At 68.3% G+C, this 26,679-nt stretch carries 23 protein-coding genes, 2 tRNA genes and 1 pseudogene; 13 read left to right on the top strand and 13 right to left on the bottom strand.

Annotation, left to right across the window (positions count from 1 at the left end):
• Nucleotides 1-194: 194 nt before the first annotated feature.
• Genes AB0N89_RS19960 through AB0N89_RS19950 form a run of 3 tightly spaced genes read right to left on the bottom strand, consistent with a single transcriptional unit; the run spans nucleotide 195 to nucleotide 2,876 of the window.
• Nucleotides 195-1,151, bottom strand: a complete 957-nt coding sequence (locus AB0N89_RS19960; RefSeq protein WP_364206450.1) for an ankyrin repeat domain-containing protein — start codon at nucleotides 1,149-1,151, stop codon at nucleotides 195-197.
• Nucleotides 1,135-1,971, bottom strand: coding sequence for a TIGR03620 family F420-dependent LLM class oxidoreductase (locus tag AB0N89_RS19955; RefSeq protein ID WP_364206448.1), 837 nt, complete (start codon nucleotides 1,969-1,971; stop codon nucleotides 1,135-1,137). The genes AB0N89_RS19960 and AB0N89_RS19955 overlap by 17 nt, the downstream gene beginning before the upstream one ends.
• Entirely contained in the window at nucleotides 1,968-2,876 is a 909-nt protein-coding gene (locus AB0N89_RS19950) for a TIGR03620 family F420-dependent LLM class oxidoreductase (protein ID WP_364206446.1), read from the bottom strand. The genes AB0N89_RS19955 and AB0N89_RS19950 overlap by 4 nt, the downstream gene beginning before the upstream one ends.
• A 95-nt stretch (nucleotides 2,877-2,971) precedes the next feature.
• Between AB0N89_RS19950 and AB0N89_RS19945 the strand changes: the two genes are divergently transcribed.
• The 6 genes from AB0N89_RS19945 (at nucleotide 2,972) to AB0N89_RS19920 (ending at nucleotide 12,973) form a co-directional block, all read left to right on the top strand.
• Nucleotides 2,972-3,538, top strand: coding sequence for a helix-turn-helix domain-containing protein (locus AB0N89_RS19945; RefSeq protein WP_364206444.1), 567 nt, complete (start codon nucleotides 2,972-2,974; stop codon nucleotides 3,536-3,538).
• A gap of 101 nt (nucleotides 3,539-3,639) precedes the next feature.
• Complete coding sequence (gene serA / locus AB0N89_RS19940; protein ID WP_364206442.1) at nucleotides 3,640-5,238, top strand: phosphoglycerate dehydrogenase; 1,599 nt, start codon at nucleotides 3,640-3,642, stop codon at nucleotides 5,236-5,238.
• 294 nt (nucleotides 5,239-5,532) lie between these two features.
• A complete protein-coding gene (locus AB0N89_RS19935) occupies nucleotides 5,533-8,937 on the top strand; it encodes a S8 family serine peptidase (protein WP_364206440.1) in 3,405 nt (1,134 codons plus the stop codon).
• Between the two features lie 236 nt (nucleotides 8,938-9,173).
• Nucleotides 9,174-10,217: a 3-isopropylmalate dehydrogenase gene (locus AB0N89_RS19930; RefSeq protein ID WP_364206438.1), complete on the top strand. Its 1,044-nt coding sequence runs from the start codon at nucleotides 9,174-9,176 to the stop codon at nucleotides 10,215-10,217.
• Nucleotides 10,218-10,554: 337 nt separating this feature from the next.
• Nucleotides 10,555-12,180: a citramalate synthase gene (gene cimA, locus AB0N89_RS19925; RefSeq protein WP_364206436.1), complete on the top strand. Its 1,626-nt coding sequence runs from the start codon at nucleotides 10,555-10,557 to the stop codon at nucleotides 12,178-12,180.
• A 19-nt stretch (nucleotides 12,181-12,199) separates the two neighbouring features.
• Nucleotides 12,200-12,973 carry a fumarylacetoacetate hydrolase family protein gene (locus AB0N89_RS19920; RefSeq protein ID WP_364206434.1) on the top strand — a complete coding sequence of 258 codons (774 nt, stop codon included), beginning with the start codon at nucleotides 12,200-12,202 and terminating at the stop codon, nucleotides 12,971-12,973.
• A gap of 72 nt (nucleotides 12,974-13,045) precedes the next feature.
• On the opposite strand, the gene AB0N89_RS19915 is transcribed toward AB0N89_RS19920, so the two are convergent.
• Nucleotides 13,046-14,284 (bottom strand): FAD-dependent oxidoreductase, encoded by a 1,239-nt coding sequence (locus AB0N89_RS19915; RefSeq protein WP_364206432.1) that lies wholly within the window; start codon nucleotides 14,282-14,284, stop codon nucleotides 13,046-13,048.
• Between the two features lie 543 nt (nucleotides 14,285-14,827).
• Between AB0N89_RS19915 and AB0N89_RS19910 the strand changes: the two genes are divergently transcribed.
• The 4 genes from AB0N89_RS19910 (at nucleotide 14,828) to AB0N89_RS19895 (ending at nucleotide 16,594) form a co-directional block, all read left to right on the top strand.
• Complete coding sequence (locus tag AB0N89_RS19910; RefSeq protein WP_364206452.1) at nucleotides 14,828-15,562, top strand: HAD family hydrolase; 735 nt, start codon at nucleotides 14,828-14,830, stop codon at nucleotides 15,560-15,562.
• A 51-nt stretch (nucleotides 15,563-15,613) separates the two neighbouring features.
• Nucleotides 15,614-15,685, top strand: a tRNA-Gln gene (locus AB0N89_RS19905).
• A 132-nt stretch (nucleotides 15,686-15,817) separates the two neighbouring features.
• A tRNA-Glu gene (locus AB0N89_RS19900) sits at nucleotides 15,818-15,890 on the top strand.
• 410 nt (nucleotides 15,891-16,300) lie between these two features.
• Nucleotides 16,301-16,594: a hypothetical protein gene (locus AB0N89_RS19895; protein WP_364206430.1), complete on the top strand. Its 294-nt coding sequence runs from the start codon at nucleotides 16,301-16,303 to the stop codon at nucleotides 16,592-16,594.
• A gap of 60 nt (nucleotides 16,595-16,654) precedes the next feature.
• On the opposite strand, the pseudogene AB0N89_RS19890 reads toward AB0N89_RS19895, so the two are convergent.
• The 6 genes and pseudogenes from AB0N89_RS19890 to AB0N89_RS19865 all read right to left on the bottom strand — a co-directional run.
• Nucleotides 16,655-16,759: pseudogene (locus AB0N89_RS19890) on the bottom strand (hypothetical protein); the annotation flags it as partial.
• 349 nt (nucleotides 16,760-17,108) lie between these two features.
• A complete protein-coding gene (locus AB0N89_RS19885) occupies nucleotides 17,109-18,788 on the bottom strand; it encodes a hypothetical protein (RefSeq protein ID WP_364206428.1) in 1,680 nt (559 codons plus the stop codon).
• A gap of 56 nt (nucleotides 18,789-18,844) precedes the next feature.
• Complete coding sequence (locus AB0N89_RS19880; RefSeq protein ID WP_364206426.1) at nucleotides 18,845-19,717, bottom strand: hypothetical protein; 873 nt, start codon at nucleotides 19,715-19,717, stop codon at nucleotides 18,845-18,847.
• Nucleotides 19,718-19,918: 201 nt separating this feature from the next.
• The gene (locus tag AB0N89_RS19875; RefSeq protein WP_364206425.1) at nucleotides 19,919-20,920 is read right to left on the bottom strand and encodes a ferritin-like domain-containing protein; all 1,002 of its coding nucleotides are present in this window, start codon (nucleotides 20,918-20,920) and stop codon (nucleotides 19,919-19,921) included.
• A 312-nt stretch (nucleotides 20,921-21,232) separates the two neighbouring features.
• A complete protein-coding gene (locus AB0N89_RS19870; protein WP_364206423.1) occupies nucleotides 21,233-21,448 on the bottom strand; it encodes a hypothetical protein in 216 nt (71 codons plus the stop codon).
• A 10-nt stretch (nucleotides 21,449-21,458) separates the two neighbouring features.
• Entirely contained in the window at nucleotides 21,459-21,971 is a 513-nt protein-coding gene (locus tag AB0N89_RS19865) for a hypothetical protein (RefSeq protein WP_364206421.1), read from the bottom strand.
• Nucleotides 21,972-22,024: 53 nt separating this feature from the next.
• On the opposite strand from AB0N89_RS19865, the gene AB0N89_RS19860 reads away from it, so the two are divergent.
• From AB0N89_RS19860 to AB0N89_RS19850, 3 genes are all read left to right on the top strand, one after another.
• Entirely contained in the window at nucleotides 22,025-22,228 is a 204-nt protein-coding gene (locus tag AB0N89_RS19860) for a hypothetical protein (protein ID WP_364206419.1), read from the top strand.
• A gap of 784 nt (nucleotides 22,229-23,012) precedes the next feature.
• On the top strand, nucleotides 23,013-23,459 hold the full coding sequence (locus AB0N89_RS19855; protein WP_364206417.1) for an SRPBCC family protein: 447 nt from the start codon (nucleotides 23,013-23,015) through the stop codon (nucleotides 23,457-23,459).
• Nucleotides 23,460-23,646: 187 nt separating this feature from the next.
• On the top strand, nucleotides 23,647-24,000 hold the full coding sequence (locus AB0N89_RS19850) for a hypothetical protein (RefSeq protein WP_364206415.1): 354 nt from the start codon (nucleotides 23,647-23,649) through the stop codon (nucleotides 23,998-24,000).
• 44 nt (nucleotides 24,001-24,044) lie between these two features.
• On the opposite strand, the gene AB0N89_RS19845 is transcribed toward AB0N89_RS19850, so the two are convergent.
• The 3 genes from AB0N89_RS19845 to AB0N89_RS19835 form a co-directional block, all read right to left on the bottom strand.
• The gene (locus AB0N89_RS19845; protein ID WP_364206413.1) at nucleotides 24,045-24,260 is read right to left on the bottom strand and encodes a hypothetical protein; all 216 of its coding nucleotides are present in this window, start codon (nucleotides 24,258-24,260) and stop codon (nucleotides 24,045-24,047) included.
• Between the two features lie 243 nt (nucleotides 24,261-24,503).
• Nucleotides 24,504-25,892: an ATP-binding protein gene (locus AB0N89_RS19840; protein ID WP_364206411.1), complete on the bottom strand. Its 1,389-nt coding sequence runs from the start codon at nucleotides 25,890-25,892 to the stop codon at nucleotides 24,504-24,506.
• Nucleotides 25,889-26,569, bottom strand: a complete 681-nt coding sequence (locus tag AB0N89_RS19835; RefSeq protein ID WP_364206409.1) for a response regulator transcription factor — start codon at nucleotides 26,567-26,569, stop codon at nucleotides 25,889-25,891. The genes AB0N89_RS19840 and AB0N89_RS19835 overlap by 4 nt, the downstream gene beginning before the upstream one ends.
• Nucleotides 26,570-26,679 lie beyond the last annotated feature (110 nt).

Below are 26,679 nucleotides of genomic sequence, written 5' to 3'. Positions count from 1 at the left end.
GAGGCGGGTGTCATGAAAGGGTCGTTCAGGACGTTTTTCGTCCTGAACGACCCTTTCATGACATTCGGGGCGCTGCTGAGACTCGCGCTCCCGCCGCGACCCGGCCCGCGACCCCGCCGCGCCCCCTCCGGGATGGCATGAGGGGTCCCCATGGGACGAAATCCGTCCTATGGGGACCCCTCATGACACGACGCTCAGGCGCCCCGCAGCACCGCCGAGATCTCCGCCTGCCCGAAATGCTCGGCCCACCCCAAAGCCGACGACGAGTACAGGGAATCCTCCAGTGAGGGATCCGCTCCCGCCGCCAGCAACGCGCGCACCGCGTCCACGTGCCCGCCCTGCACCGCCAAGTGCAGCGCCGTGACGCCTTCCCCGTGCGAAAGCCCGCCGAAAGTCCCCTGACGGTCGACCGAAGCGCCCAGCTCGGCCAAGGTGCTGATCGCCGAAGCCTTCCCCTGCGCGGCGGCCCACGTCAACGCCGTACCCCGGTAGACGTCGGCGTCCACCTCCGCGCCGCGGGTCACCAACGTCCGCACCGCCGACGATCGGTCGTTCCGCGCGGCCCACGACAGCGCCTCGTTGACGATCTCGGCAGGGGTGTCGCTCGGCCGCCATTCCGGGAAACCGCTGTGCGGCCGGTGGAACTCGCGATGCGCGCCCGCCGCCGGGGAGAGCGTGCCGTCCGGCGCGAGCAGCTCGTCCAGGAGCTCGGCCCGGCCGAGTCCCGCCGCCACCCGGAGGTTGCCGGGGGAGAGGTCACGAGCGGCCAGGACTTCGGCGGCCTCGCTGTGGCCCCAGAAAAGCGCGACCACCAGCGGTGTCCCGCCGTCGCCGCGCGCGGGCACGTCGACCGGCGCGCCCGCGTCGAGCAGCATCGTGACCAGCGACGGCAGCCCGACGTACCCGGCCTGGTGCAACGCCGTCCAGCCGTGCACGTTGGCCGAAGCCGGATCGGCCCCGTGGTCGAGCAGGATCCGGCACAGCCGTTCGTCGCGGGTGGCCGCGGCCATGCCGAGCAGATCGTTCCCGTTCTTCCCGTGCGCGTGGACGAGTGTGGGCAGGTCGCCGATCAGGCGCGCGAGACCGGCGAGGTCCCGCGCGTCGATCAATTCCCGTGCCTGCTCGAAAGCGAGTTCAGCCGGTGACGTCACGCTTCCGCACGCTACCGCCCACCCCCGACAAAAGCCGCCATTCGGCCAGCGGGATCCGCTCGTCCTCGGTCAGGACCTGCAGGCAGACATGGTCGGCGCCGGCGTCCAGATGCTCTTGCACCCGCGCCGAAATCGCGTCCTCCCCGACGGCGACCAGCGCGTCCACGAGCCGGTCGGAGCCGTAATCCTCTTCGGTGAAACCGAATCGCCGCAGATTCGCCCGGTGATGTGCCGCCAGTTCCAGATACATCGAAACGTGCTTCCGCGCGATCTCCCGATCCGAGCCCAGTACGACGGCCTGCTCGACGGCGAGGAAAGCCAAAGGTCCCATGACCTCCCGCGCCTGTGCGGTGTGCTCGACGGGGACGAAGTACGGATGCGCCCCGTCGGCGCGTTCCGCGGCCAAAGAGAGCATCTTCGGTCCCAGTGCGGCCAGCAGCCGCCGGTGCGGGGAGTCCGGTGTGGACAGTTCGGCCGCGTCCATGGCGTCGAGGTAGCCGCGCAGGGCTTCCAGCGGTTTCGTGCCCTCACGGTGCCCGCCCAGCCCGAGGATGAACCGGCCCGGATAGGCCTCGGCCAAGGTCCGTCCGGCGGCCGCGGCGGTGGCCGGTTCGCGCTGGTCGAACCGCGCGATCCCGGTGGCGACCTTCAAGTGGGACGTCGCCGCCAGCAGCAGTCCGGCCTGGGTGAAAGCCTCGCGCCCCAGGTGCTCCCCGGACCACAAGGTGTCGTATCCCAGCTCTTCGATTTCCGCGGCGGCGTCCCGGACTTCGCCGATTTCCTTGCCGTCGAAGGAGAACGTCCAGATCCCGACGCTCATCGCGTCACCTCCGACAGTGCCGGTGCCAGCCGCTCCAGCTGATCCACGATGGCAGTCAGGTCGTCCCCGTCCGGAGTGACGAGCACGGTGTCCGCGCCGGCGTCGACGAGTTCCTGGATCCGCCCGGCGATCCTCTCCTCGTCACCCCAGGCTGTCAGCGCGTCCACGAGCCGGTCGCTGACGCCGTCGATGTCGGCGTCCGTGTAGCCCAGCCGTTTCCAGCCGTTGAAGTAGTGCGGGACGTCGTACCGTTTCATCATTTCGATGTTCCCGGCCACGTTCCGCCGCGCCTGCTCGCGGTCGCCGAGCAGGACCGAGTGGGTGGGGATGAGCAGCTTGTCCGGGCCGAGGATCTCCCGGGAGTACGGCGTGTGCTCGAAGGGCTGGGCGAACGGATGCGCGCCGTCCGCCCGGTCCCGCGCGAGTTCGAGCATCTTCGGGCCGACGGCGGCGAGGATCCGCGGGAACGGCACGGGCGCCGGGAATTCGGCCGCGGCCTCGTCCATCTCCGTGAGGTACGCGCGGGTCTGGTCGAGCGGCCGGTAGTCCACGCCGGATTTCGCGGCCTGGAAGGCGTGCCCGATCCCGATCCCCAGCACGAACCGGCCGGGGAAGGCGTGCGCGAGCGTCCGCGCGCCGCTGTGGGCGGTGCGCCCGGGGCGCGACCAGATGTTGGCGATCCCGGTTCCGATCACGACATTTCCGGTGGACGCGAGCGTGATGCCGCCGTGCGCGAACAGCTCCCGGCTTCCGGGGCCTTCGCCTGCCCACACGGTGCGATAGCCCAGCTCTTCCAGCCGCCGGATCGCCGCCAGTTCCTCGTCGGGTGGCGGATGGGCCATGCCGAGCGGTAGCCAGACGCCGACCGGTCCCAGCCGGTCACGGGTCTCTTCGATCAGGGTCATGCGGTTCTCCCCAGCTAACATGAGGCAGCCTCCGTTTACCGTCGCGACTATACGGAGGCCGCCTCCGATTTGTCGAGGATAGGCTCGGGAACGCGATGGACACCGAGAAGAAGCCGCTGCGGGCGGACGCCCGGCGCAATTACGAGCGCCTCCTCGAAGAGGCCAGGCGAGCCTTCGCCGCGCACGGGGTCGAGGCTTCGCTGGAAGAGATCGCCCGCCGGGCCGGTGTCGGCATCGGGACGCTCTACCGGCACTTCCCGACGCGGGAGGCCTTGGTCGAGACGGTGCTCCGCGACAGGTTCGACGGGCAGGCCGCCGCGGCCCGCGAACTCCTGGACTCGCCGGAGCCCCTCGCCGCGCTGAAGAGCTGGCTCACCGGGATGGGTGAGCAGTCGGCGCGCTATCGCGGGCTGCCCGAACTGATGGTCGACGTCCTCGACGACGAGACCTCGCCGCTGTACGCGTCGTGTCACGCCATGCGGGACGGCGTATCCCATCTAGTGGAACGGGCGAAGGCGTCGGGCGGGCTCCGGGCGGACGTCACAGTGGACGAACTGCTGGTGCTGCTGCACGCGCTTTCCTGGGCCAGTGAACACCTTTCGGGTGACAAGGGCCTCGAACGCCTCGTCGATCTCGTTTTCGCGGGATTACGGGCGAGTTAACAATCCCCTGTCACCAGGTCTAAACTGCGGCGCAACCGGGCACAACGGCGTGACCGTCAACAGTGAGTCGCAGGCACAGACCAGATAGTGGGAGCCGTATCGTGACCAAGCCGAACAAGCCCGTCGTCCTCATCGCCGAGAAGCTCGCGCCCTCCGTGCTGAGTGTCTTCTCCGACGAGGTCGAGGTCCAGCATGTGGACGGTACGGACCGCCCCGCGCTGCTCGAAGCCGTGAAGACGGCGGACGCGCTGCTCGTGCGGTCCGCGACGAAGGTCGACGCCGAGGTCCTCGCCGCCACCACCACGCTCAAGGTGGTCGCCCGCGCCGGCGTCGGGCTGGACAACGTCGAGGTCCCCGCCGCCACCGAACGCGGTGTCCTCGTGGTCAACGCGCCGACGTCGAACATCGTCTCCGCCGCCGAGCACGCCGTCGCGCTGCTGCTCGCGGTCGCCCGCAGGGTCCCGGCCGCGGACCAGAGTCTCCAGGGCGGCGCGTGGAAGCGCAGCGCCTACTCCGGCGTCGAGATCCAGGGCAAGACCGTCGGCGTGGTCGGCCTCGGCAAGATCGGCCAGCTGTTCGCGCAGCGGCTCGCCGCGTTCGACACCAAGATCATCGCCTACGACCCCTACGTCTCGGCCGCCCGCGCCGCGCAGCTCGGCATCGAGCTGGTCACGCTGGACGAGCTGCTGGAGCGCGCCGACGCGATCTCCATCCACCTGCCGAAGACCCCGGAGACCAAGGGCCTGATCGGCGCCGAGGCGCTCAAGAAGACCAAGCAGGGCGTCATCATCGTCAACGCCGCCCGCGGCGGCCTGATCGACGAGCAGGCGCTGGCGGACGCGGTGAGCTCCGGCCACGTCGGCGGCGCCGGCATAGACGTCTTCGTCACCGAGCCCACCACCGAGAGCCCGCTGTTCGGCCTGCCGAACGTCGTCGTCACCCCGCACCTGGGCGCGTCGACCGCCGAGGCGCAGGACCGCGCGGGCACCGACGTCGCGAAGTCCGTGCTGCTCGCGCTGCGCGGCGACTTCGTGCCGGACGCGGTGAACGTCGCCGGCGGCGGCACGGTCGGCGAGCACGTCCGGCCGTACCTCTCGCTCACCCAGAAGCTCGGCACCGTGCTGACCGCGCTCAACCCGAAGGCGCCCGCCTCGGTCACCGTCGTGGTCAAGGGCGAGCTGTCCACCGAAGACGTCAGCGTGCTGCCGCTCGCGGCCGAGCGCGGCGTGTTCTCCGGCGTCGTCGAGGACCAGGTCACCTTCGTGAACGCGCCGCGCGTGGCGGAGGAACTGGGCGTCCAGGTCGATCTGGTCACCGAGACCGAAAGCCCCAAGTTCCGCAGCCTGGTCACCGTCCGCGCGGTGCACGCCGACGGCACCACGCTTTCGGTGTCCGGCTCGGTCACCGGCAAGGACGAGGTCGAGAAGCTGGTCGAGGTCAACGGCCGCCACTTCGACCTGCGCGCCGAGGGCAACGTGCTGCTGCTGGAGTACCCGGACCGCCCCGGCATCATGGGCCGCGTCGGCACGCTCCTCGGCGAGGCGGGCATCAACATCGAGGCCGCGCAGATCAGCCAGACCACCGACGGCGCGGACGCGGTCATGCTGTTGCGTGTGGACCGTTCGGTGGACTCGCACCTGCTTGAGCCGATCGGCGCCACCGTCGGCGCGCACACGATCCGCGCGGTCAACTTCGGCTGACCTGCAAGCAATCTGACGAAAGCCGCGTCCACGGACGCGGCTTTCGTTATGTGGCAACACGTTGCCCGCGTTACAGGAATACTTTTCCCCGGTAGTCAGGGCGTTGCGAAGAGCAAGATTCAATAACGGTGAAAAATGCCTACTGAAGTCGGGCTGGTCCCCGGATAGGTTCTTCCGGCGAGGCCGAACCATCGCGCCGTCAAGGGCACGGCGCGGCGCCGGGGCTCACCGTCGGGGGTGTGTTCGAGCGGCAGGCAGGTTCCGAGTCGAGGCCTCGAGTGAGGGCACTAACTCATGAACAGATCCCGCGTACCCCGATGGGCCATCCGCTCGTCGGCCGCGGTCTTCGCCGCGTTGCTCGCGACGTCCGTCACCGGGGCGACCGCGGCCGCGCAGGATGTCCCGCTCGCGGACGGCATCACGCCGGCGAAGATCGACCGTAACGCGTTCCAGGGCAAGGTCGAGCCGAAGCTCAAGGCCGCCCAGGGCCAGATCACCGCTTTCGTCGAGCTGGCCAAGCAGCCCGCCGTCGACGCCTTCAACGCCGAGCAGAACAAGGGCGCGGGCAAGGAGAAGGCGAAGAAGGCCGCGAAGGACGCCAAGGCCGACGCCGCCGCGACGGTGAACTCCGTCGTCGGCCAGCTCAAGGCCGCCGACGCCGGCACCCAGCTGGTCACCCAGACCGCCAACGCGGTCGCGGGCGCGGTCGTCACGGCCGACGCGGCGAAGATCCGCGATCTGGCGAAGCGTCCGGACGTCGTCTCGGTCAAGAAGGTCGTGCCGAAGACCCGCACGAACTCCAGCGCGGTCCAGCTGACCAACACGCTCGCGTCGTGGCAGCAGACCGGCCGCTACGGCGACGGCATCCGCGTCGGCGTGATCGACGACGGCATCGACTACACCCACGCCGACTTCGGCGGCCCGGGCACGCCCGAGGCGTACAAGGCGATCAACCGCGACCAGGCCACCCCGGCCTTCCCGACCGACAAGGTCGTCGGCGGTGTCGACCTGGTCGGCGACGCCTACGACTCGGGCAGCAGCGACCCGGCCCTCAAGATCCCGAAGCCGGACCCCAACCCGCTCGCCTGCGGCCACCACGGCACGCACGTCGCGGGCACGGTCGCCGGTTTCGGTGTGGACGAAGCGGGCAAGACGTTCACGGGCGACTACAAGAAGCTCAACAAGAAGAAGCTCGAAGCGATGCAGATCGGCCCGGGCACCGCGCCCAAGGCCCTGCTGTACGCGATCAAGGTCTTCGGCTGCGCCGGTTCGACCAACGTCACCTCGCAGGCGCTCGACTGGTCGCTCGACCCGGACGGCGACGGCGACTTCACCGACCACCTCGACGTGGTCAACCTGTCGCTGGGCGGCGACTTCGCCACCCCGGACGACCCGGACTCGCTGTTCGTGCGCAAGATCGCCGCGAACAACGTCGTCCCGGTGTTCTCCGCGGGCAACGGCGGTGACCTCAACGACGTCGGCGGCGCGCCGGGCAACACGCCCGAGGCGCTGACCGTCGCCAGCAGCCGTGACGCGTCCGTCCTGCGCGACGCCGTCGAGGCCGTGGCCCCCGCCGGGGTCAAGGGCACGAAGACCGGCCAGTTCAGCCAGAACTACGCCACCTACGACACGCTCGACGTCACCGCGCCGGTCGTCGCGCTGTCCGCGGCCAACGCGGCGGGCTGCAACCCGTACTCCGAGGCCGACAAGGCCAAGGTCGCGGGCAAGATCGTCTGGCTCGAATGGGACGACAACGACGCGACCCGCGCCTGCGGTTCGGGCGCCCGTTCGAACAACGCGCAGGCCGCCGGTGCCAAGGGCGCGCTGTTCTCGTCCACGCTGGAGCACTTCTCGGCCGGTATCGCGGGCAACGCGGCCACGCCGACGTTCCAGCTGACCGGCAGCGCGACCGCCTCGGTGCGCCCGGCCCTGGCCGCCGGCACGCTGCAGGTCCGCATGACCGGCAAGGGCCGCGTGTCCGTGCCGACCTTCGACCAGTCCATTGTGGACACCCCGAGCTCGTTCACCTCGCGTGGCGGGCGCGGCCCGGCCGTCAAGCCGGACGTCTCGGCGCCCGGTGACACGATCTCGTCCGCGCTGGCGGGCAGCGGAGCGGGCCGTCTGGTCATCTCCGGGACGTCGATGGCGGCTCCGCACACCTCGGGTATCACCGCCCTGATCCGTCAGGCGCACCCGGACTGGTCGGTCGAGGAGGTCAAGGCCGCGGTCATCAACACCGCCGGGCACGACATCCGCGACGCGTCGGGCCGCACCTACGCGCCGCAGCGCGTCGGCAGTGGCCGGATCGACGCGAAGGCCGCGCTGGACAACCAGGTCCTGGCCTACGTCGTCGACAACCCCGGCTCCGTCACCGTCAACTTCGGCGTCGTCGAAGCGGGCGGCCCGGTCACCCTGACCAAGACGGTCAAGGTGGTCAACAAGGGCATCAAGCCGGTCGAGTACTCGGTGGGCTACGAAGCCGTGAACGCGCTCCCCGGTGTCGAGTACACAGTGGACAAGCCGACCGTCAAGCTGAGCCCGCGCGGTATCGCCACGGTGAAGGTGACCCTGAAGATCGCCGACCCCAAGGCGCTCCGCAAGGTCATCGACCCGACCATGGCGACCACGCAGGTCGGCCTCGCCCGGCAGTTCGTGGCGGACGCCTCCGGCCGGATCGCGTTCACCCCGAAGAGCGGCACGACCGTTCCGCTGCGGCTTTCGGTGTACTCCGCGCCGAAGCCCGTCTCGTCCATCAACACCCCGGGCAACGTCAACTTCGGCGCCGGCCAGAACCAGGCCGTGCTGAACCTGACCGGCAAGGGCGTGGACCAGGGCACCGGTTCGCAGCGGTACCGCTCGCTGATCAGCGTGCTCGAACTGCAGGCGGAATCCCCGCAGCTGCCCGAGTGCGACGGCAGTGTCACCACCGACTGCACGCTGAACCAGACCGCGAAGGGCGCCGACCTGCGCTACGTCGGCGCGGCGTCGACGGCCCCGCTGGCCAAGGCGCAGGGTGAGCCGGAGAACGCGCTGCTGGCGTTCGGTCTCACCACCTGGAGCGACCTGGCCAACCTGGGCAGCAACACCTCGCCGTTCGTGGACATCGACACCACGGGCGACGGGAACCCGGACTTCGAGACCTATGTCACCAAGGTGACCGCGACCGACGTCCTGGTCGCCGTCACGGTGGCGCTGAAGCCGGGCTTCCCGCAGGTGGACATCCAGCCGGTCAACGGCCAGCTCGGCGACGTCGACACGAACGTGTACGACACCAACGTCGTCGTGCTGCCGGTGAGCATCGCCGCGCTGGGCATCGACCCGAACGCCGCGTCGCACAAGATCACCTACACGGTCGGGACCTCCGGGTTCTACGCCGCGCCGGGTGCGGGCTCGTCGACGATCGACTACGTCGGCACGCCGCTCTCGTTCGACGCCCTGGCTCCCGCGTACACGGTCCAGGGTGGCGGCGACGCCGCGCTGGGCTACGTCGCGAAGCCGGGCACGGCGCTGGTGGTCAACCGCAACACGGCCGCGCAGGACACCGTCCTGGGCCTGCTGGCGATCGATCACCACAACGCCTCGGGCAACCGGGCGAACGTGGTGAAGATCCAGGCGAACAACGGCAACGGCGATTCGGGTGTCGACCGGCCGGGCAACGCCGGGCGGCACACCGGACGTCAGCCGATCGGTGTGGGCTGACGCGATAGTGCGATAACCCGCGTTCGATGAGGTGAGGGACGCCCTGGCGGCATGCTTTACGCCAGGGCGTCCCTTCTTGTATTCACCCTTTCGGCTGTCTCGCTCTGTGGGAGGCTCCGGCATAAGGGTGGTGCGGCTACGGCTACCGGGCTACAGCCGGTAACCTTCCGCTGCTGGCGTTTTCTTGCGGATGGGCCATCCGGACTGCCGGTGGCCTGGTCTACGGAGGTGTGTGGATGCGGCTCGCGGTGATCCCAGGAGACGGGATCGGGCCCGAAGTGGTCTCCGAGGCGCTCAAAGTGCTCGGTGAGGTCGTACCGACGGCGGAGATCACGAACTACGACCTCGGCGCCGCCCGGTGGCACTCCACCGGTGAGCTGCTCCCGGAGTCGGTACTCGGTGAACTCCGTCAGCACGACGCGATCCTGCTGGGCGCGGTGGGCGACCCGACGGTGCCGAGCGGCATTCTGGAGCGCGGGCTGCTGCTGCGCCTCCGGTTCGAGCTCGACCACCATGTGAACCTGCGCCCCGCCCGGTTGTACCCGGGTGTGCGCGGACCGCTCGCCGACGCGGGCGAGATCGACATGGTCGTCGTGCGTGAGGGCACCGAGGGTCCTTACGCCGGCAACGGTGGCCTGCTGCGCAAGGACACCGACCACGAGATCGCGACGGAGGTCAGCGTCAACACGGCGTTCGGCGTCCGGCGGGTGGTGACCGACGCGTTCAACCGTGCCGAGGCGCGGCCGCGCAAGCACCTGACGCTCCTGCACAAGACGAACGTGCTGGAGTACGCGGGCTCGCTGTGGTCGCGGATCGTCGAAGAGGTCTCGCTGGAGCACCCGGAGGTGACGGTCGCTTACTCCCATGTGGACGCGGCGACGATCCACCTGGTGACCGACCCGTCCCGGTTCGACGTCGTGGTGACCGACAACCTGTTCGGCGACATCATCACCGACCTCGCGGCGGCGGTGACCGGCGGCATCGGGCTGGCGGCGAGCGGGAACCTCGACATCACGCGGCGGAACCCGAGCATGTTCGAGCCGGTGCACGGCAGCGCGCCGGACATCGCGGGCCAGGGTCTCGCCGACCCGACCGCCGCGGTGCTGTCGGTCTCGCTGCTGCTGGACCACTTGGGGCAGAAGGAAGCGGCGCGGCGGATCGAGGCCTCGGTGGCCTTCGACCTCGCGACCCGCGACCAGGCGTCGCCCGGCGCGACGCACGCGATCGGCGACCGGCTGGCGGCACTCGTGTCGTCGAACGTGCGCCCGGTCACTCAGTAGTTCTCACGACGGGCTGAAGGGGCCCTTCGCCGCATCTCACGCGGTGAAGGGCCCTTTTCGTCGCTTCCGACGCGGGGAAAGTCGTCCCGTTTCCAGTCACGCGAGAGCCGACTTGGGGCACCCGGCGCCACTCCCAGAAAGTGGGAACTCTCGCCCGGCCTGTGGACGCCCGGTGGAGCGTGTGCCATGATGCGTCCGTGACCTCCTGCACCATCATTATCGCCGAGCGCGCCGGATAACCGCTCCACAAGAGCCCTCGGCGCGCAACCTCTCGCACCCATGCGGGAGGTTTTTTTGTTGCCTGAACACGTTTTGCCACCACCATGAGGAGTCCCCAGTGACCCGCAAGGAGCCCGCCGATACTCCGCTCGGCGACGCCTTCCACCTGTACGACACGACGTTGCGCGACGGCGCGCAGCGTGAGGGCATCTCCTACTCCGTCGCGGACAAACTGGCGGTGGCGAGGCTGCTCGACGATCTCGGGGTCGGGTTCATCGAAGGCGGATGGCCGGGCGCGCTGCCCAAGGACACGGAATTCTTCGCCCGCGCGGCTTCGGGTGAATTGAAACTGAACCACGCGGCCCTCGTCGCCTTCGGCGCGACGAGGAAGGCGGGCACCAAGGCGGAGCAGGACGCGCAGGTGCGGGCCCTGCTCGATTCCCAGGCCCCGGTGATCACGCTGGTGGCCAAATCGGACCTTCGTCACATCGAACGCGCGCTGCGGGTCGACGTCGACGAGGCGTGCGAGATGGTGCGGGACACCGTCGCGTTCCTCGTCGGCGAAGGACGTCGCGTCTTCCTTGACGCGGAACACTTTTTCGACGGCTACGCGTTCTCCCCGGACACCGCCCTGAAGGTGCTCGACGCGGGAATGAACGCCGGAGCCGACGTCGCCGTGCTGTGCGACACCAACGGCGGCCAGCTGCCGCTCGGCCTCGCGGAAACCGTCCGCGAGGTCAAGGAAAGGACCGGATTCCGGCTCGGAATCCATTGCCAGGACGACACTTCCTGCGCGGTGGCGAATTCCGTCGCCGCCGTGCAGGCCGGCGTGACGCACGTCCAGTGCACCGCCAATGGTTACGGCGAACGGGCGGGTAACGCCGATCTGTTCGCCGTGACAGGGAACCTCGTGACCAAGCTCGGAATGGAGGTCCTCCCGACCGGAGGCGCCGCCGAGCTCACCCGGGTCTCCCATGCCCTTGCCGAAATCGCCAACCTCGCCCCCTACACCCACCAGGCTTACGTAGGGGCGTCGGCCTTCGCCCACAAGGCGGGACTGCACGCGAGCGCGATCAAGGTGGATCCGTTGTTGTACAACCACATCGATCCGGCTTCCATCGGCAACGACATGCGGGTACTGGTCACCGAGATGGCCGGCAGGGCCAGCCTGGAGCTCAAGGGACGTGAGCTCGGGGTCGACCTTGCCGGCCAGCCCGAGGCGCTGACGAGCGCCGTCCGGAAGGTGAAGCGGCTCGAATCCGAAGGCTGGTCCTTCGAGGCCGCGGACGCTTCACTGGAACTGCTGCTGCGGCGGGAGGTCGACGGCCCGCAGAGCGACGTCCTCGACGAACCGCCGTTCGAACTCGAGTCGTACCGCGTCGTGCTGGACCACCGTTCCGACGGCGAGGTCGTCTCGGAAGCGACCGTGAAGGTGCACGTCGGCGGGCAGCGCGTGATCGCGACCGCCGAGGGCAACGGCCCGGTGCACGCGCTCGACGCCGCGCTGCGCGAGGCGCTCAGCCCGCATCTGTCCTGGTTGGACAGTGTCGAGCTGGCCGACTACAAGGTGCGGATCCTGCCCGGCCATCCGGGCACCGACGCCGTCACGCGCGTGCTGGTCGAGACCAGCGACGGCGAGCGGGAATGGACCACCGTCGGGGTGCACGGCAACATCGTCGAAGCGAGCTGGCTCGCGCTGTGCGACGCGCTCGTGCACAAGTCCCTCAGCGAGGGCCCGGCGTGAGGAGTCGTACAGTGGGGGAGTGCGTCTAGCCCGAATTGCTCATCCCGGTGGTGTCGCGTTCGCTTCGATCGAAGGGGACGGCGACGACGCCCAGGTACTGGAAATCGCCGAGCACCCCTTCGGCAACAACCCCAACTTCACCGGCAAGCGCTGGCCGCTCGCCGACGTCCGGCTGCTCGCGCCGATCCTGCCGTCGAAGGTGATCGCGGTCGGCCGGAACTACGTGAAGCACGCGGCCGAGTTCGGCAACGAGGTCCCCAAGGACCCGATGCTGTTCATCAAGCCGTCGACCACGGTGATCGGCCCGAACGTGCCCATCCGCCGCCCGCGCGGTGTCGGCAGGGTCGACTTCGAGGGCGAACTGGCGATCGTCATCGGCCAGCCGGTGAAGAACGTGCCCGCCGCCCGCGCGGCGAGCGCGATCCTCGGCTACACCGTGGCGAACGACGTCAGCGCGCGTGAGCTGCAGAAGTCCGACGGCCAGTGGGGCCGCGCGAAGGGCTTCGACACCTTCTGCCCGCTCGGCCCGTGGATCGAGACCTCGCTCGACGCCGCCGACCTCGCGCTCAAGTCCGAGGTGGACGGTGTGCTCAAGCAGGACGGCCGGACGTCGGACCTGGTGCACAAGATCCCCGAGCTGGTCGAGTTCGTGTCCGGCGTGATGACCCTGCTGCCCGGCGACGTCATCCTGACCGGCACCCCCGAGGGCGTCGGCCCGATCGAGGACGGCGAGTCGGTTTCGATCACCATCGAAGGCATCGGCACCCTGACCAACCCGGTGCAGGATGTCTGATCCTCAAGTGTCATGAAAGGGTCGTTCAGGACGTTTTCTGTCCTGAACGACCCTTTCATGACATCGGGACCGTCAGCTACCGGCCGGCTCCATCGCCCGCCGCGCGAAGGCCGGGGCGTGCTCGGGCCGCAGCCCCAGGCCCAGCAGCCGTGCGGGGACGTAGGACAGCACGGGGAAACGGCTGAACAGCTTCACCATCACCGGGGGCGGGCCGTTGCGCTTGCCCTCCATGACCGGCCGCATGACGTTCTTGTGCAACAGCCGTTGCAGCCCCTGCACCAGCATCGTGGGCGCGAGACGGCGTTTGCGGACCTTCGCGAGGTCCGCCACCGACGGCCTGCCCCGCCGCAGCGGCTCGGCGAGCAGGGTGGCGGCCGCGACCGCGTCCTGCACCGCGAGGTTGATGCCGACCCCGCCGACCGGTGACATCGCGTGTGCCGCGTCACCGATGCACAGCAGCCCGTCGAGGTGCCACTTCCGCAGCAGGTTCATCTTGACGTCGAGGAACTTGACGTCGTCGGTCGTCTTGAGCTCGTCCACGCGGTCGGCGAATTCGGGGCAGACCTCGGCGACGTTCTCCCGGAACCATTCGATGCCCTTGGTCCGCAGGTCGTCGCCCTTCGGGCCGAGATAGGCGACCTGGAAATAGCCCTTGCGCGGCAGCGGCACGGCGAAGCGGCGGTTGCGCATCTTCGGGGTCAGCCTGCCTTCGAGCTCGCCGTCCCGGCGCGAGATCCGGAACCACCACGCGTCGAACGGGGTGTCGTACTCCTTCGGGATCAACCCGGCCTCGCGGCGGGCCAGCGACCAGCGGCCGTCGGCGGCTATCACCAGGTCGGCGCGCAGTTCGCCGGTGGCGCCCTCGGCGGTGCGATAGCGGACCCCGCTCACTTTGCCCCGCTCCATGATCAGCCTGGTCATCTCGGTGCTCTGCCGCAGCGTGAACGTGGGTTCCTTCGCGCCGGCGTCGGCGAGCAGGTCCAGGAAGTCCCACTGCGGGACCATCGCGATGTACGGATGCGCCACCTTGAGCCTGGACAGGTCGGCCAGGCGCATCATCGTGCCGTCCTCGGCGGGGAAGCCGGCGTAGGAGATCTCGCTGTGCGGCAGGCTGAGGAACTTGTCGCCGAGGCCCAGTTCGTCGAGCAACGTCAAGGTCGACGGGTGCACGGTGTCGCCGCGGAAGTCCCGCAGGAAGTCCTTGTGCTTCTCCAGCACCGTGACCTCGACACCCGCCCTGGCCAGCAGCAGCCCGGCGACCATCCCGGCGGGGCCACCGCCGACGACCACGCAGTTCGTGCGTTCGTTCATCCGTCCCACCCCTTAGAACCCTTATTCATCACTTGTTGAATAAGGTCAGCATGCACCCGGCCGCCCGGCGCGTCAAGCGCCATCCGGGCGGATGCGCCGATCGGTCCATGACCCGGGTCTCACCGGTTCGCGTGCTCTCTCCGGTGACCGAAGCGACTGTCCGAAAAGGACTCGGACGGTCCTCGAAGGACGTCTGTCCGGGAATCGCCCATGTGGACGGTCGGTACTTCAAGGCGCGCAAGGATTTTCGCTGTCGTCACAGGGTGTGCGCGCCTGGAAGCGCGCCGGGTGCCGGGTAACGGGTTTTCACCCGGCTGGCCGCGTTAGCCGTTGGCCGGTAACTAAAACACGTCATCTCACCAACTGGGAGTAGAGTGCCCGCGCCGGAACAGACCAGCCTTAATCACCTCATCGGCAGAGTCGCGATCGCGCTGGGTGCCCTAGCCTCACTTGGTGGATTTCGCTCTCGTGCCCCGGACCTCGTCACGAACCACGCCGGACGCTCCCGATGGAGCCCCTTGGGAGCCCCCGGAGTTACGGTTGGTGTGCCTCGACATCGATGACACGCTGATCGACTGCACGGCCGCGATCCGGCTCAGCCTCCGCGCGCTCACCGGCCAGAACGACCTTTGGCCCCTGTGGGATCTCATCACCGAAGAGCACGTCGCACTGGTGATCGCGGGTGAAATCGATTACGCGACCATGCATCACAGGCGTACTGAATGTTTCCTCGCCGAGATCGGCATTCTCGCCGACGAAGAGCAGGTCAGCGGCTTCGAAAGACGTCGCCGTGAAATTCTCACCCGTTCGTGGCAATTGTTTGAAGATGTCCTCCCGTGCCTGGAATGGCTGCGGGCCGCCGGCGTCCTCGTCGCGGCCGTCACGAACGCCTCCGGCACTCATCAGCGCAAGAAGATCGCCGATCTCGGCCTCGCCCGCTTCTTCGACCACGTGGCCATCGCCGGTGAACTCGGAGTAGCCAAACCCGACCCGGCGATGTTCCGCTCGGTCTGCCTCGGACTCGGCTGTGATCCGGCGCAGGCCGTCCACGTCGGCGACAAACTCGACACCGACGCCATCGGCGCCCGCGACGCCGGTCTGGGGGCCGTCTGGCTCGATCGGGACGGCATCGCCGAGCGCGCCCCGGCGGGCGTGCACACGATCTCCGGCCTCGACGAGCTCCCTGAGCTGCTCGTTTCCGAGTTCGCGAAGCTCGGCGTCCCTGCCCAGCGCGCTACGGAGACCCCCGCTTTCACGGTACGGAACGGCGTGCTCTAGTATTTCTTCTCGTGCGGTGCTGAGCCGGTCAAGATCGGAACGGCACCTCACTGGGGTATGGTGTAATTGGCAGCACGACTGGTTCTGGTCCAGTTAGTCTAGGTTCGAGTCCTGGTACCCCAGCTGGAGAACTCTCCGGAGTGAAACACAGAGTGACCCCCCTGCGAAGGCGGGAAACCCGGTCTGGTAAGTTTCTCCACAGCAACGCAGCAGGTGAACAACTGAAAAACCTCCTCTCGCAGGAGAAAGATCCTAGCCCCCGTCGTCTAGCGGCCTAGGACGCCGGCCTCTCACGCCGGTAGCGTGGGTTCGAATCCCATCGGGGGTACTCGTAAGTACCACGCAAAGAGCGTCGATCATTTTGATCGGCGTTCTTTGCTATTTCGGGAGCCGACATAACTTCGGTGATCCTTTCTCCTGCTTCCGCTATTGCGGGAACTTGATCTGCTGGCAGTTTAACCCCGATCGTCACTTCGTCGCCGCGGCCGTTCAAATGCACGGTGAGCTGTGTCACTTCGAAGAGCGCCTGAAGCAGGGCTGCGGCGCCCTGGCCAAGTTGACCCGTAGATAGGGAACAGCGTCCAGGAGGCTCATGTCCGATGGTGTGGGTGGTGCTGGAGTCTCGGTGTCTTGCGCGTCCAGTTGGGCCACTTCGGCTTGTACGGTGTTCTTGCTTGCGGCCAGCTCGTTGAAGTTCTGTCTCAGTGCCTTCGCGAACGGGTCCTCGGGTGCGCCGTCTTGGGCTTGTCGGAGCAGGGCTTCCTGTTTTCGTTCGATATCGGCGGTCTGTCGTTGAAGGCGATCTCGATCTTGTATGCGTGCAAGCGCGGCGGCGTCGTCCACAGTGGCCAGGTCGGCGTGTGGATCGGCGCCGCCGCGGTTGTTCTTCCGGGGCCAGCACAGGTGGTACGTCGGGCGCCCCTTGCGCGAATCCCCGATCATGCGGCGTCCGCAGCTGTGGACGACCCTCCCGCGGAACAGGTAGGTGCGTTCAGCCTGGGGATGCGGATTGATGGTCCCATCGGCTCGTGAACCGCGCCTTGCTGCTCGGCGGTTGAAGACTTGGTAGCCGGTGTACTTGGGGTTGGTGCTGATGTTGTCGACCGCACTTCGTCCCCAGAAACCACGGGTCCGCGCCTTACTGGGCGCGGTCGGCGGTGGGTAGCGCTCGAGATCGGCGTTGAGCAGGTCCGCGATGGTCTCGCAGCCGAGACCGTCGTAGTACCGCCAGTGGAAGATCTGCGTGACGGTCTCGGCCCGTAGCCCGTCCGGTTCGAGACGAGACTTGGTCTTGCCCTTGTCGGCCTTCGTCGGGTTCGGGTGCGGAAGTACCTTGGCCTTGTATCCGTGTGGCGGTTTGCCGATGTTCCAGCCGTCTCGGACGTGGGTGCAGAGCCCGCCCCAGGATCGCTCCAGGGCTCGCGACGGTCACGAGGTCGGTGCCGTGCGGGTACTTCCGCCGAGCGCCTGGCGCAGGTTTCCTTGGCAGATGAGAAGCGGGGGCACCGGATTCCGGTGCCCCCGCTCGTGTTCTCGCCTGTGCCCGTCAGACGGTGTTCAGGGCGTGCCCGATGGTGTTCCAGCCGGTGGCGAGGACGGTGGCGTCGCCGCCGTTGCCTGCCGGGCCGGAGTTTCCGCCGGTGGTGACGCTGTGGTTCATCGCGTCGCCGGTCGCACCGGTGGTGCCGGTGCTGCCGGAGTTCCCCGAGGTGACCGTCGTGTTCGAGTGGTCACCCTGGTTCTTCCAGCCGCCGTGGTGACGGCCCTGGTCCTGGCCCCGGGCGGACTGGACGGCGGTGTTGCCGCCGGTCGAGCCCGAGTTCCCGGAGTCGCCGGAGCCACCGGTCGTGGCGTTGTTCTCGCTGGTGGCGTTTCCGGCGTCGCCGGAGTCGCCACCGTTGCCGCCGACGGCCTTGCCGGTGACGAAGCCGAGGACGCCGGTCTTGCCACCCTTGTGGTGACGCGACCACGTGCCGCCCTCGTGGTTCATCGCGGAGTTACGCCCCGAAGCGAGGACCGCGGCGTCGCCGCCGTGCCCGGCCGGGCCGGAGTTCCCGCCGGTGGTGACGCTGTGGTTCATCGCGTTCCCGGTCGCACCGGTGGCGCCGGTGCTGCCTGAGTCGCCCGAGGTGACCGTCGTGTTCGAGTGGTCACCTTCGTGCTTCGAACCGTGGTGCTTCCAGCCGCCGTGACCGAAGTCCCGGCCGCCGATCGTCCACGTCACCGCACTGTTTCCGCCGGTCGAGCCGGAGTTGCCCGAGTCACCGGAGTTCCCGGAGACGGCGTTGTTCTTGCTGGTGGCGTTTCCGGCGTCGCCGGAGTCGCCGCCGTTGCCGCCCTTCGCGGCCCCGCTCACGAAACCGAGCACACCGGTGCCGCTGTTTCCGTGGTGACGGTTCCAGCCACCGTTGTTCGTGGCGGAGTTCTGGCCGGACGTGGCGGTGGTGGCGTCGCCACCGTTGCCTGCCTGGCCGGAGTTCCCGCCGGTGGTGGTGCTCCGGTTGTGCGCGTCGCCGGTGGCGCCGGTGCTGCCGGTGTCCCCGGAGTCGCCCGAGGTCACCGTGGTCTCGCAGCGGGCGAGCACGCAGAGCCCGTAGGCGCTGTTTCCGCCGGTCGCCCCGGAGTTGCCCGAGTCACCGGAGTTTCCGCTGACGGCGTTGTTCTTGCTGGAGGCGTTCCCGGCGTCACCGGAGTCACCACCGTTGCCGCCCTTCGCGGTCCCGGTCACGGTGCCGAGCACGCCGGTCTTGCCGCCGCGGGCGCCCCGCGAGTCCGCGGTGTTGTGGCCGGTCGAACCGGCGACGGCGTCACCGCCGTTGCCCGCGGAGCCGGAGTGGCCACCGCTGGTGGTGCTGGTGTTGGAGGCGTTGCCGGTCGCACCGGTGGAGCCGGTGTTGCCGGAGTCGCCCGAGGACACCGAGGTGGAGCAGCTCGCCAGGACACAGAGCCCGTAGGCGCTGTTCCCGCCGGTCGAACCCGAGTTCCCGGACTTGCCGGAGTTCCCGGAGACGGCGCTGTTCTTGCTGGAGGCGTTCCCGGCATCACCGGAATCACCGCCGTTGCCGCCCTGGGCGTTCGCCGACGAAACACCGGCCACCACTGAGTTCACCGTGTCACCGAGCGGGCCCGAACTTCCAGTGTCCGCACTCGCCACCGCGGTGCCCAGCAGGACGAACCCGCCGGACAGCACTGCGGCTGTCAATCCGCGTCGCACGTACTTGTGCATGACTTTCCCTTTCCTTACCTTCTGTCCACTGTGGAATTGAGGATGGAAAGGAGTCGTCAACTGGGATGATCGAGGCCGTACTCGTCCGGCCATGGAGCTTCCGGCCGGGCGTCTGGCGGTGCACGCCATGATCGGTCCGTCCCGGGCACGCCGGTACCGGTTTCGGTGACCGCGTGCTCGCCACCGTGCGAACTGGACGCCCCGGCCGTCATCGTGCCGCCGGTGTGCGCCGTGCCCGGCCCGGCGGGCAATGCCGGACCACCACCGCCGCGACCGTGCCCGGATGTGGCGCTCAGATCCGGTGTCGGCGTGGCCGCGGTCAGGTGCCGTGCGGAATCCGGCGTGGGTAGCCCGCCCGGTAACGACGTCTCCCGAGCGCTGTCCGATGCCGCAAGTCCAGGATGGACATCCGTGGCAGGTCCGGCTGGTTGTGCGGGCGCCGGGCTCACGTCGGCACGCGGCGCCGGAACGGACCTCTTGTCCGGCTGGGTTCCGGCGATGATGTCGATCGCCGGGTCAGCTCCCACCGCGCGCGTGACCGGCTCGGTGACCGGTGCCAGCGCGCGGACTACCGGACGCGTGACCGGCTCGGTGATCGGTGCGGCCACGTGCAGTACCGGCTCGGCCGCTTTCACGACCGGCCGGACCACCGGCGCCACCACGGGTTGGACCGGCTCGGTCACCTGTTCCACCACCGGCGCCGTCTCGGCGGCCACCTGGTGAACGGGTCGCAGAAGACGATCCGCCTGCGTGATGGTGCCGAGGATCCCGTGATCGCCGGGTTCGGCGGATCGGTCGGTCGCGTCCGCTCTTCCTGCCAGGAGTACTGCCAGGACCGCGAACCCGATCACCGCTCCGGCCATGACAAGTACTCGTGCCAAGGCCGTGCCGCCTTCTCCCGGGATCGCGGGTGACGGGGAAGTGTTCATTCGTCTCACCCCCTTTCCGAGCTTCGCCTGTCATGAGGTTTTCGGACTGGAGAAGGTCACCGGATTGGGTGAACGACGATCTTTTTTTATTCCCTCACAAGGGTTTTCTACTGGCTGGTACCGGGTACATCCACCGTCGCGTTCGGACATGGAGAAGGGCCGGCGCGCACGCGCACCGGCCCTTCTCTGCCTGTCGGGTGATCAGCCGTTGGGATCGCTGGTGTTGACGTCGCCGTTGACACCCTTGGGGAAGAAACCGCCGGAGGTGACGGCCTTCGGGTTCAGGTAGACGATGTTGAGCACCTGGCCAGGAGAACGGCTGAAGGCGATGCCGTTGCCGTCGGTCGGCACGATGTTCGCCCTGCCCTGCCCGTCGACCACGCCCTGGTCCAGATCAGTCGTGCCGTCGAGGCTGTCGCGGGCGTTGGACAGCTTGACGCTGGCCTCGCGCAGGTCCCGGCCGAGGAGATTGAGGCCGAGCAGCCCGCCGGTGTGCTGGTAGAGCGCGGTGCGGATGTTCGCGGCGTGATACGCCTCCACCGCGAGGATCCCGGCGGCGGCCTCGAGGTAGGTCTTGTTGGTGATCAGCGGCGCGGCGCCTTTGTAGGCGGTGACCCCGACGTCCTCGAACAGATACGCCGCCAGCAGGAAGTTCTCCTCGCACGCGAACGCGTCGAAGCTCTGCCCCTTCCGGACCAGACCGGCTGCCTGCGCCGCGGCCGTGAAGCTGGACTGCAGGTCGATCGCCGGACGGCTCACCGCCGCCGAACCGAGCGCGGTGCGCAGGAACTCGACGTGCGCCTTCTCGTCGCCGGCGATCTCCTGGGCGTACTGCTTCGCGGCCTTGGTCTTGAACTTCACCGCCCGCCCGCCGGTGACACCGCCCCGGGTCCCCGTCCCGGTGGTCGAGGAGTCGGCGAGGCCTTTTCCGGTGACGGCGTGCAGGTAGAACTCGGCTTCGAGGTATTCGAGGTTGAGCGCGAAGTTGAGCACCGCGGCGTCGCTGACGCCCTCGGCCGCGGCCTCCGTAGCCGAGGACCGCGTGGTGGCCGCGGAGGCGGCCGGACCCGCCAGGCCGCCGAGGGCACCGGCACCGACGACTCCAAGGCCGGTCACCCCCGCGGCACGCAGGAAACGACGGCGGTCCTGTTCGTTCTCCGCACTCCGGTTGATCATGGAGGCGGCATAGCGCTTGCCGAACACGAGCGATCTCCTTCCCGCCCGTGCCCTGACGCACGACACCGGGCGTGCCAGCCCACCGATCCGGCGAACTGGGTCGAAATTCGCGGACTACTGGTTTCGTGCCCGCGGCACCGCCGGCTTGGTCACGCCACCCAGACGAGCGGAAACGCCCGCCCGCCTGCCGCCTGGCACACCTCGCGACAGCAGCCCCGCCGCAGGCCATGCGATCCACCACACCAGTCCGGACCGGTGTGGTGGATCGCGGGGCGCCACCACCTTGACTGCTCCCACCGTCCGTGAGCGGCGGGACGTGTTCCCGGGCGCGGCTGATGATCAGCGGGCAACGATGGTGAGGGCGATCCGCCGCCCACCAGCCCGCAGCAGCACCCAGCCGTCGGAGGCGCGTTCGATGTCGTAGCCGTCGGCGAGATAGTCGTCGATCGCCTGGCTCATCGCGGCACCGTCGGCGACCCGCGCGATCGGGCACGGCTGACCGGCGGGCAGGCCGGTCAGTATCGGCATGGTTGCCGCGCCGAGCGTGGTAGTCATCGTGGACCTTTCAGAGTCGGGCGTGTGTGGTCACAGTGCGCAGGGCCGCCCTGACGAGGTGGGCGATTTGCCGTGGGGTCCAGCCGGTCCGGATCTCGAGATCGTCGGCGGTGCACGAGGCCAGCGTCGTGGCCCACAGCGCGAAGCGCTGCCGTGGTGGCAGCAGCGCCAGCTCGTCCAGGAGCACCGCGCCACGCAGCACCGTGGTGAGGCGTTCGTCATCGGCCCGGCGGCCCAAGTCCGCGCGCAGGAACGTCACTACTTGGGATCGCAGCGCCCGAGCAGGATTCCGCCACTCCCCGAGTCCAGGGGCTGAAGCCAGGGCCTGCGCGACAGCGGGGAGCTCAGTGGCCTGCCGGCACAGCCGCTCGCGCTCCGTCTGGGAGTACCCGGCGCCGGTCGCGACACGGTAGGCCAAAGTCAGCATTCGGTCCGGCACGCTGGCCTCGGCCGACACCCAAGCCGGAGCCGCGACCGCCGATACCTGCGGGGCGGGGTGCGTCGTCACCTCACCGGCGGTCATGACAAGCCTGAATAGGACTGCGGCGACGTCGGAACAGCTAGAGAAGACGGAAGATGATCGAGCAGCCAGATGAGCTCGGCAGCGTCGATGATTTCGGTGCGGGCGGCACGGATCCTCGCCTGCGCCGCGCGGCACGTGAACTCCGGCGGTCGTTCCGTATTCTCGGCGATGGCCACAACGTTCCCCCGGGTGCGAATGTGAATGACCACCCAAGCGAAGCGATCATCCTTACAAGTTCCCCTCCCGGCCTGTCGTAAACGTTCGCAGATGTCACTCGTTCGAGGTCGACCGTGCTCGGTCGTAGGCGGCTCTCGCGTCTGCAGGATGACCAGCAGCGGGAACTGGGGGAGCGTCGCCGACCGACTCGATGGAGTCGGCGGAGATCGCAACCAGCAGCCGCGAGGCGGTCAGCGCGGCGTCGATGCTGGCGGTTCGCGTAGTTGGAAGGCGACGGAGGCGAGGTCTGGACACACCGGCGCCAAGGCGCGGTCTGCCTGCTTCGAACCCCGCACAGGTGGATTGTCCGCGATGTTCACACCGTCGGACGCGCCGAATCAAAAACCTACTGCACCGGGCAACTAGTGCAGTCAGGTTCACAGGGCGATCGCCCTGCTCGGCAGGCGGGCCTTATCGGAAGCGGAGGTGGATGAAGAAGTCGTGATCGCCGGTGCCGGGCTCGCGCTCGCTCGTCAGCTCACCGCGCGTGGAGTTGAGGCGGTGGTGCCGGAGAAGGCGTCGGGGCCGCGGCCACTCGGGTGCCGCCCATCTGGGGGTGACGGCCCGGCCACTGGGTGAATCATCCTTGACCGTGGGGCCGGGTACCTGTGTTTCCGCTCTGTTCGCACACAATCACGCTTGCCCTCTGCGGCAGCTGATCAGGGTGACGGGTTGGCATAGGCCGCGAGTCTTTGGGCATGCCCAATCTAAATAAATGTCCATTATGGACTTACTGAGTCCGGTAGTTCAATTGGCTTACCGGCAGGCGCGACCTGTGGCACGATCCGGAGTCGTCATCACAGTCGCTTTCCTGGAGGGCCTGCAGTGCGGTCGTATGACGTTTTGGCTGAATCGACGGCACCGCCTGTGGTCGTGTGGGCATTGCTGCTGGACCCGCGGACGTGGCCCGTCTGGTCGGGGACCGGTGAGCTGGACGTCAGCCGCTCGGACGGCCTCCCGCCGGAAGGACGTGACGAGGTGGGTGCCACCCGTGCTTTCCGGGCGGGCCGGGCTGTCATCCGGGAACGGATAACGGGCCTCACGCCTGGGAAGCGGTTCGCCTATGAGACCGTGGAGAGCCCGCAGCTGGCGGATCACCAGGCAACGATCGACCTCCACGAGATCCCCGGCGGCGGCACTCGAATTCGTTGGCAGGGAACGTATTCCGCGCGCGGGATGGGGCTCCGTTCCTCGGAAAGGCAAGTGTGGCGCTCGATGACGAGAGCGGCCACGGGGCTCGCCGAGTACGCGGCCGGTCAAATCGTAAGGTGATTGTCAGGTTCGGACGCGTCGATGTGCGGGACGCTGATCACCGTCCGGTGCATGCCGGAGGACGTGACGCGGCAGCCCGACGATACGGGCTATGACAGATCGGCGAGGCCCAGGCATGAACCGTGAGACGGTCGGATCTTGAGCCCGGGCACGGAAAGTTCCTGCACGGGATCGTGAAGCGGTAGCCGTGGACGCGCTGGCAGGTCTGGAGCGGGACGCCTGGCAAGTGCTCACCGACGAACCGGCCGCCGCACGGTCGTTCTACGAGAACGTGCTCCATGACCGTGTCGTGGTTCTCCTGATCGACAGAACACCGATCCAGGAAAGGGAAACCGCGCTGGCCGCGTTGTGCGGGGCGAGGTGGACGGCGCACAGCCTCGCCGACCTGAGCGCGGCAAGGCTCAGCAGCAGGGTCGGCGCGGTCAACTACCGGGTCGCCGCCATCAAGGACGGGATTCCGTACTCGGCCCGGGTGAGCAGCGTCTACGTTCATCGGGACGACGGCTGGAAACTGACCTTTCATCAGCATGTCAGCTGGTAAGAACAGAGCCCGCGGCGGCACTGCGGGAACGTAGGGGTGACGCTTCACCGGCTCGCGAGTGTCCGGAGCACGCGGAACCGGGCGAGCCGGTGCAGCATTTCTCCCATCGCGTCGGGCCGGATCTGGCCTTCGAGATCGGCGTGGGCGGAGCACACGATCTCGCTGACGGCGGACTCGGTCAAGGACGAGGCGAACTCGCGGGAGAGCCATTGGCGGACTTCGTCGGTGATGTCGTCGGTGTGGTGGTCGTGGACGGTCATGTCCTCTCCTCCTCGTCGACGACTTTCTTCATTGTGTCGGCGAGACGGAGGTCTGCACCTGACGAGTGTCTGACGATCCCGTCGTGACCGGTGGAGATGTGCTGGGCGGCGCGGTTCGGCTGGACACCGTCGGGGTCGTGCTCGGTGCGAGAGTGGTGATCGGTTCGGGTTCGTCCTGATCGGTCACGCCGCAGCCGCCGAGGAACAGGGCGGCTGCCGTGAACACGAGGATCGGCCAGGGTTTCACGCGGTCGCCTCCGGGAGTTCGACGATGAAGCGGGCACCGCCGCCTGGCCGGTCCTCGACCCAGACGGTGCCGCCGTGGCGGTGGACGTGGTCGGCGACGATGGCCAGCCCGAGCCCGCTGCCGGTGTCGCGGTCACGCCGACCGGCGTGCAGACCGCGGGCGAAGCGTTCGAAGATGCGCTCCCGCAGAGCGGGTGGAACGCCACTGCCGGCGTCGTCCACTTCGATCCTCGCGTGGTCACCCCGTCTTCGCAGGGTCACGGCGACGGGGCCTCCGCCGTAGCGGTCGGCGTTGTCGAGCAGGTTGGTGACGACCCGGTCGATGCGGCGGCGGTCGGCGAAGACGAGCGGGGTGTCGTGATCGGTGTGGAGAAGCGATTCGGAAGTTCCTCTGCTGTCGAGGACATTGCGCAGAAGGTCGTCGAGGTCCACGAGTTCGGCGGACTCGGTGACGTCGTCCTGGTCGGCACGGGAGATCTCGAGCAGGTCGACGACCATGCCCTGGAAGCGGTGCAGTTCCGCGTCGAGCAGCCCCAGGGCTTTGCGGGCGGTCGGGTCCATCGTGTCCTGGCGGCGGGTCATGACCTGGGTGACGTTGACCATCGTGGTGAGCGGGGAGCGGAGTTCGTGGCTGACGTCCGCGGCGAAGCGTTTGTCACGGCTCACTCGTTGTTCGAGTTGTTCGGTCGTGGTGTTGAAACTCGTGGCGAGCGGGGCGAGGTCCGGGTCGTCCTGATGCGGGAGCCGGGTCTTCAGATCCCCGCGTGCCACCCTGGCGGCGGCTCCGCGGAGCACCGAGAGCGGGCGCAGGGCGCGTTTGGTGGTCCAGGCGCCGAGAGCCACCCCGAACAGCGCCGCCACGACGGTGCCGGTGATCAGCAGGATGCTGAGATAGCGGAAGGTCCGGTCCAGCTCCAGCAGCGGGTACAGCTCGACGTAGATGCTTTCGCCATTTCCCACCGGGGTCGCGATGGCGAGCACGGGGATGCCGTCGGCGGTGAACCTCTGCCGTGCGGCCACGCCTTCACGTGCGCTCTTCAGCAGGGCGGCCGGAATGACGCGGGGCTCGATCTGCCGTCCGCTGGTGAGCCAGCCGTCGGGCCGGGACAGGAGGATGGACGAGTCCGGGCCACTGGCGAGACCGGTCAGGAGCTCGGTGAGGTTGTCGGAATGCTCGGCGAGTGCCTTGTCGACCAGGCCGACGTTGACCTCCGACTGCCGCAAGGTGCTCTGCTCGCGCTGGTCGAGCATGTAGCCGGTGGTCAGGTTCCAGGTGGCGACTCCGAGCACGGTCATCACCACCGCCAGGCAGAGACCGAACGCGCCTGCCACGCGCCAACGCAGGGAAAGCCGCCGTAGCGCGGACCGGAGCTCCGCGCGAGTCATGATCCCGCGGCGATTTGATAGCCGCGTCCGCGCACGGTGAGCACGAGACTGGGATTGTCGGGATCGGGTTCGACCTTGCGGCGTAACCGTCTGATGTGGACATCCAGCAGCCGCGTGTCGCCGAAGTAATCGTGCCCCCACACCCTCTGCAGCAATTGTTCCCTGGTGACGACCCTGCCCTCGGCACCGGCGAGTTCGGTGAGGAGACGGAACTCGGTGCGGGTCAGGTGTACCGGGTTCCCATCGCGCCGCACACTCTCTTCGTCGGGCTGGATTTCCAGGCCGCCCACGGTGAACCTGGTCGGGGGAGGTGGTGTGGTGCGGCGGAGGAGAGCACGGATCCGTGCCGCGAGTTCGCCGGCTACCAGTGGCTTGGTGACGTAGTCGTCCGCGCCGGCTTCGAGGCCCGCGATCACGTCCTGCGTGTCCGCGCGGGCGGTGATCACGATGATCGGCAGTGCTCCTTGCTCACGCACGGACCGGCAGACGGTGAGGCCGTCGATGCCCGGCAGCATGAGGTCCAGGAGAATGACGTCGAACTGTCCGCCTGCGAGCAGTTCGAGCCCGTCCTCGCCGGTTTCCGAACAGGCGACGTCGAAGCCTTCGTCGGCCAGCGCGAGGCTCAAGGCCTCACTGATCATCACGTCGTCCTCGACGAGGAGAACACGGGTGGACACAGTCGGTATCTCCTTCCGCCGGCCAGGCTAACAGCCTTCGATCGTAAGGCACTCGTCAGTTTCAAAGGGTCAGGCTCGTGTCAGGGTGAAATCACGCTCACCGAAACACG

The sequence above is a fragment of the Amycolatopsis sp. NPDC089917 genome, assembly GCF_040684635.1.
Lineage (GTDB): Bacteria > Actinomycetota > Actinomycetes > Mycobacteriales > Pseudonocardiaceae > Amycolatopsis.
This window is presented reverse-complemented; position numbering and strand designations above follow the sequence as displayed.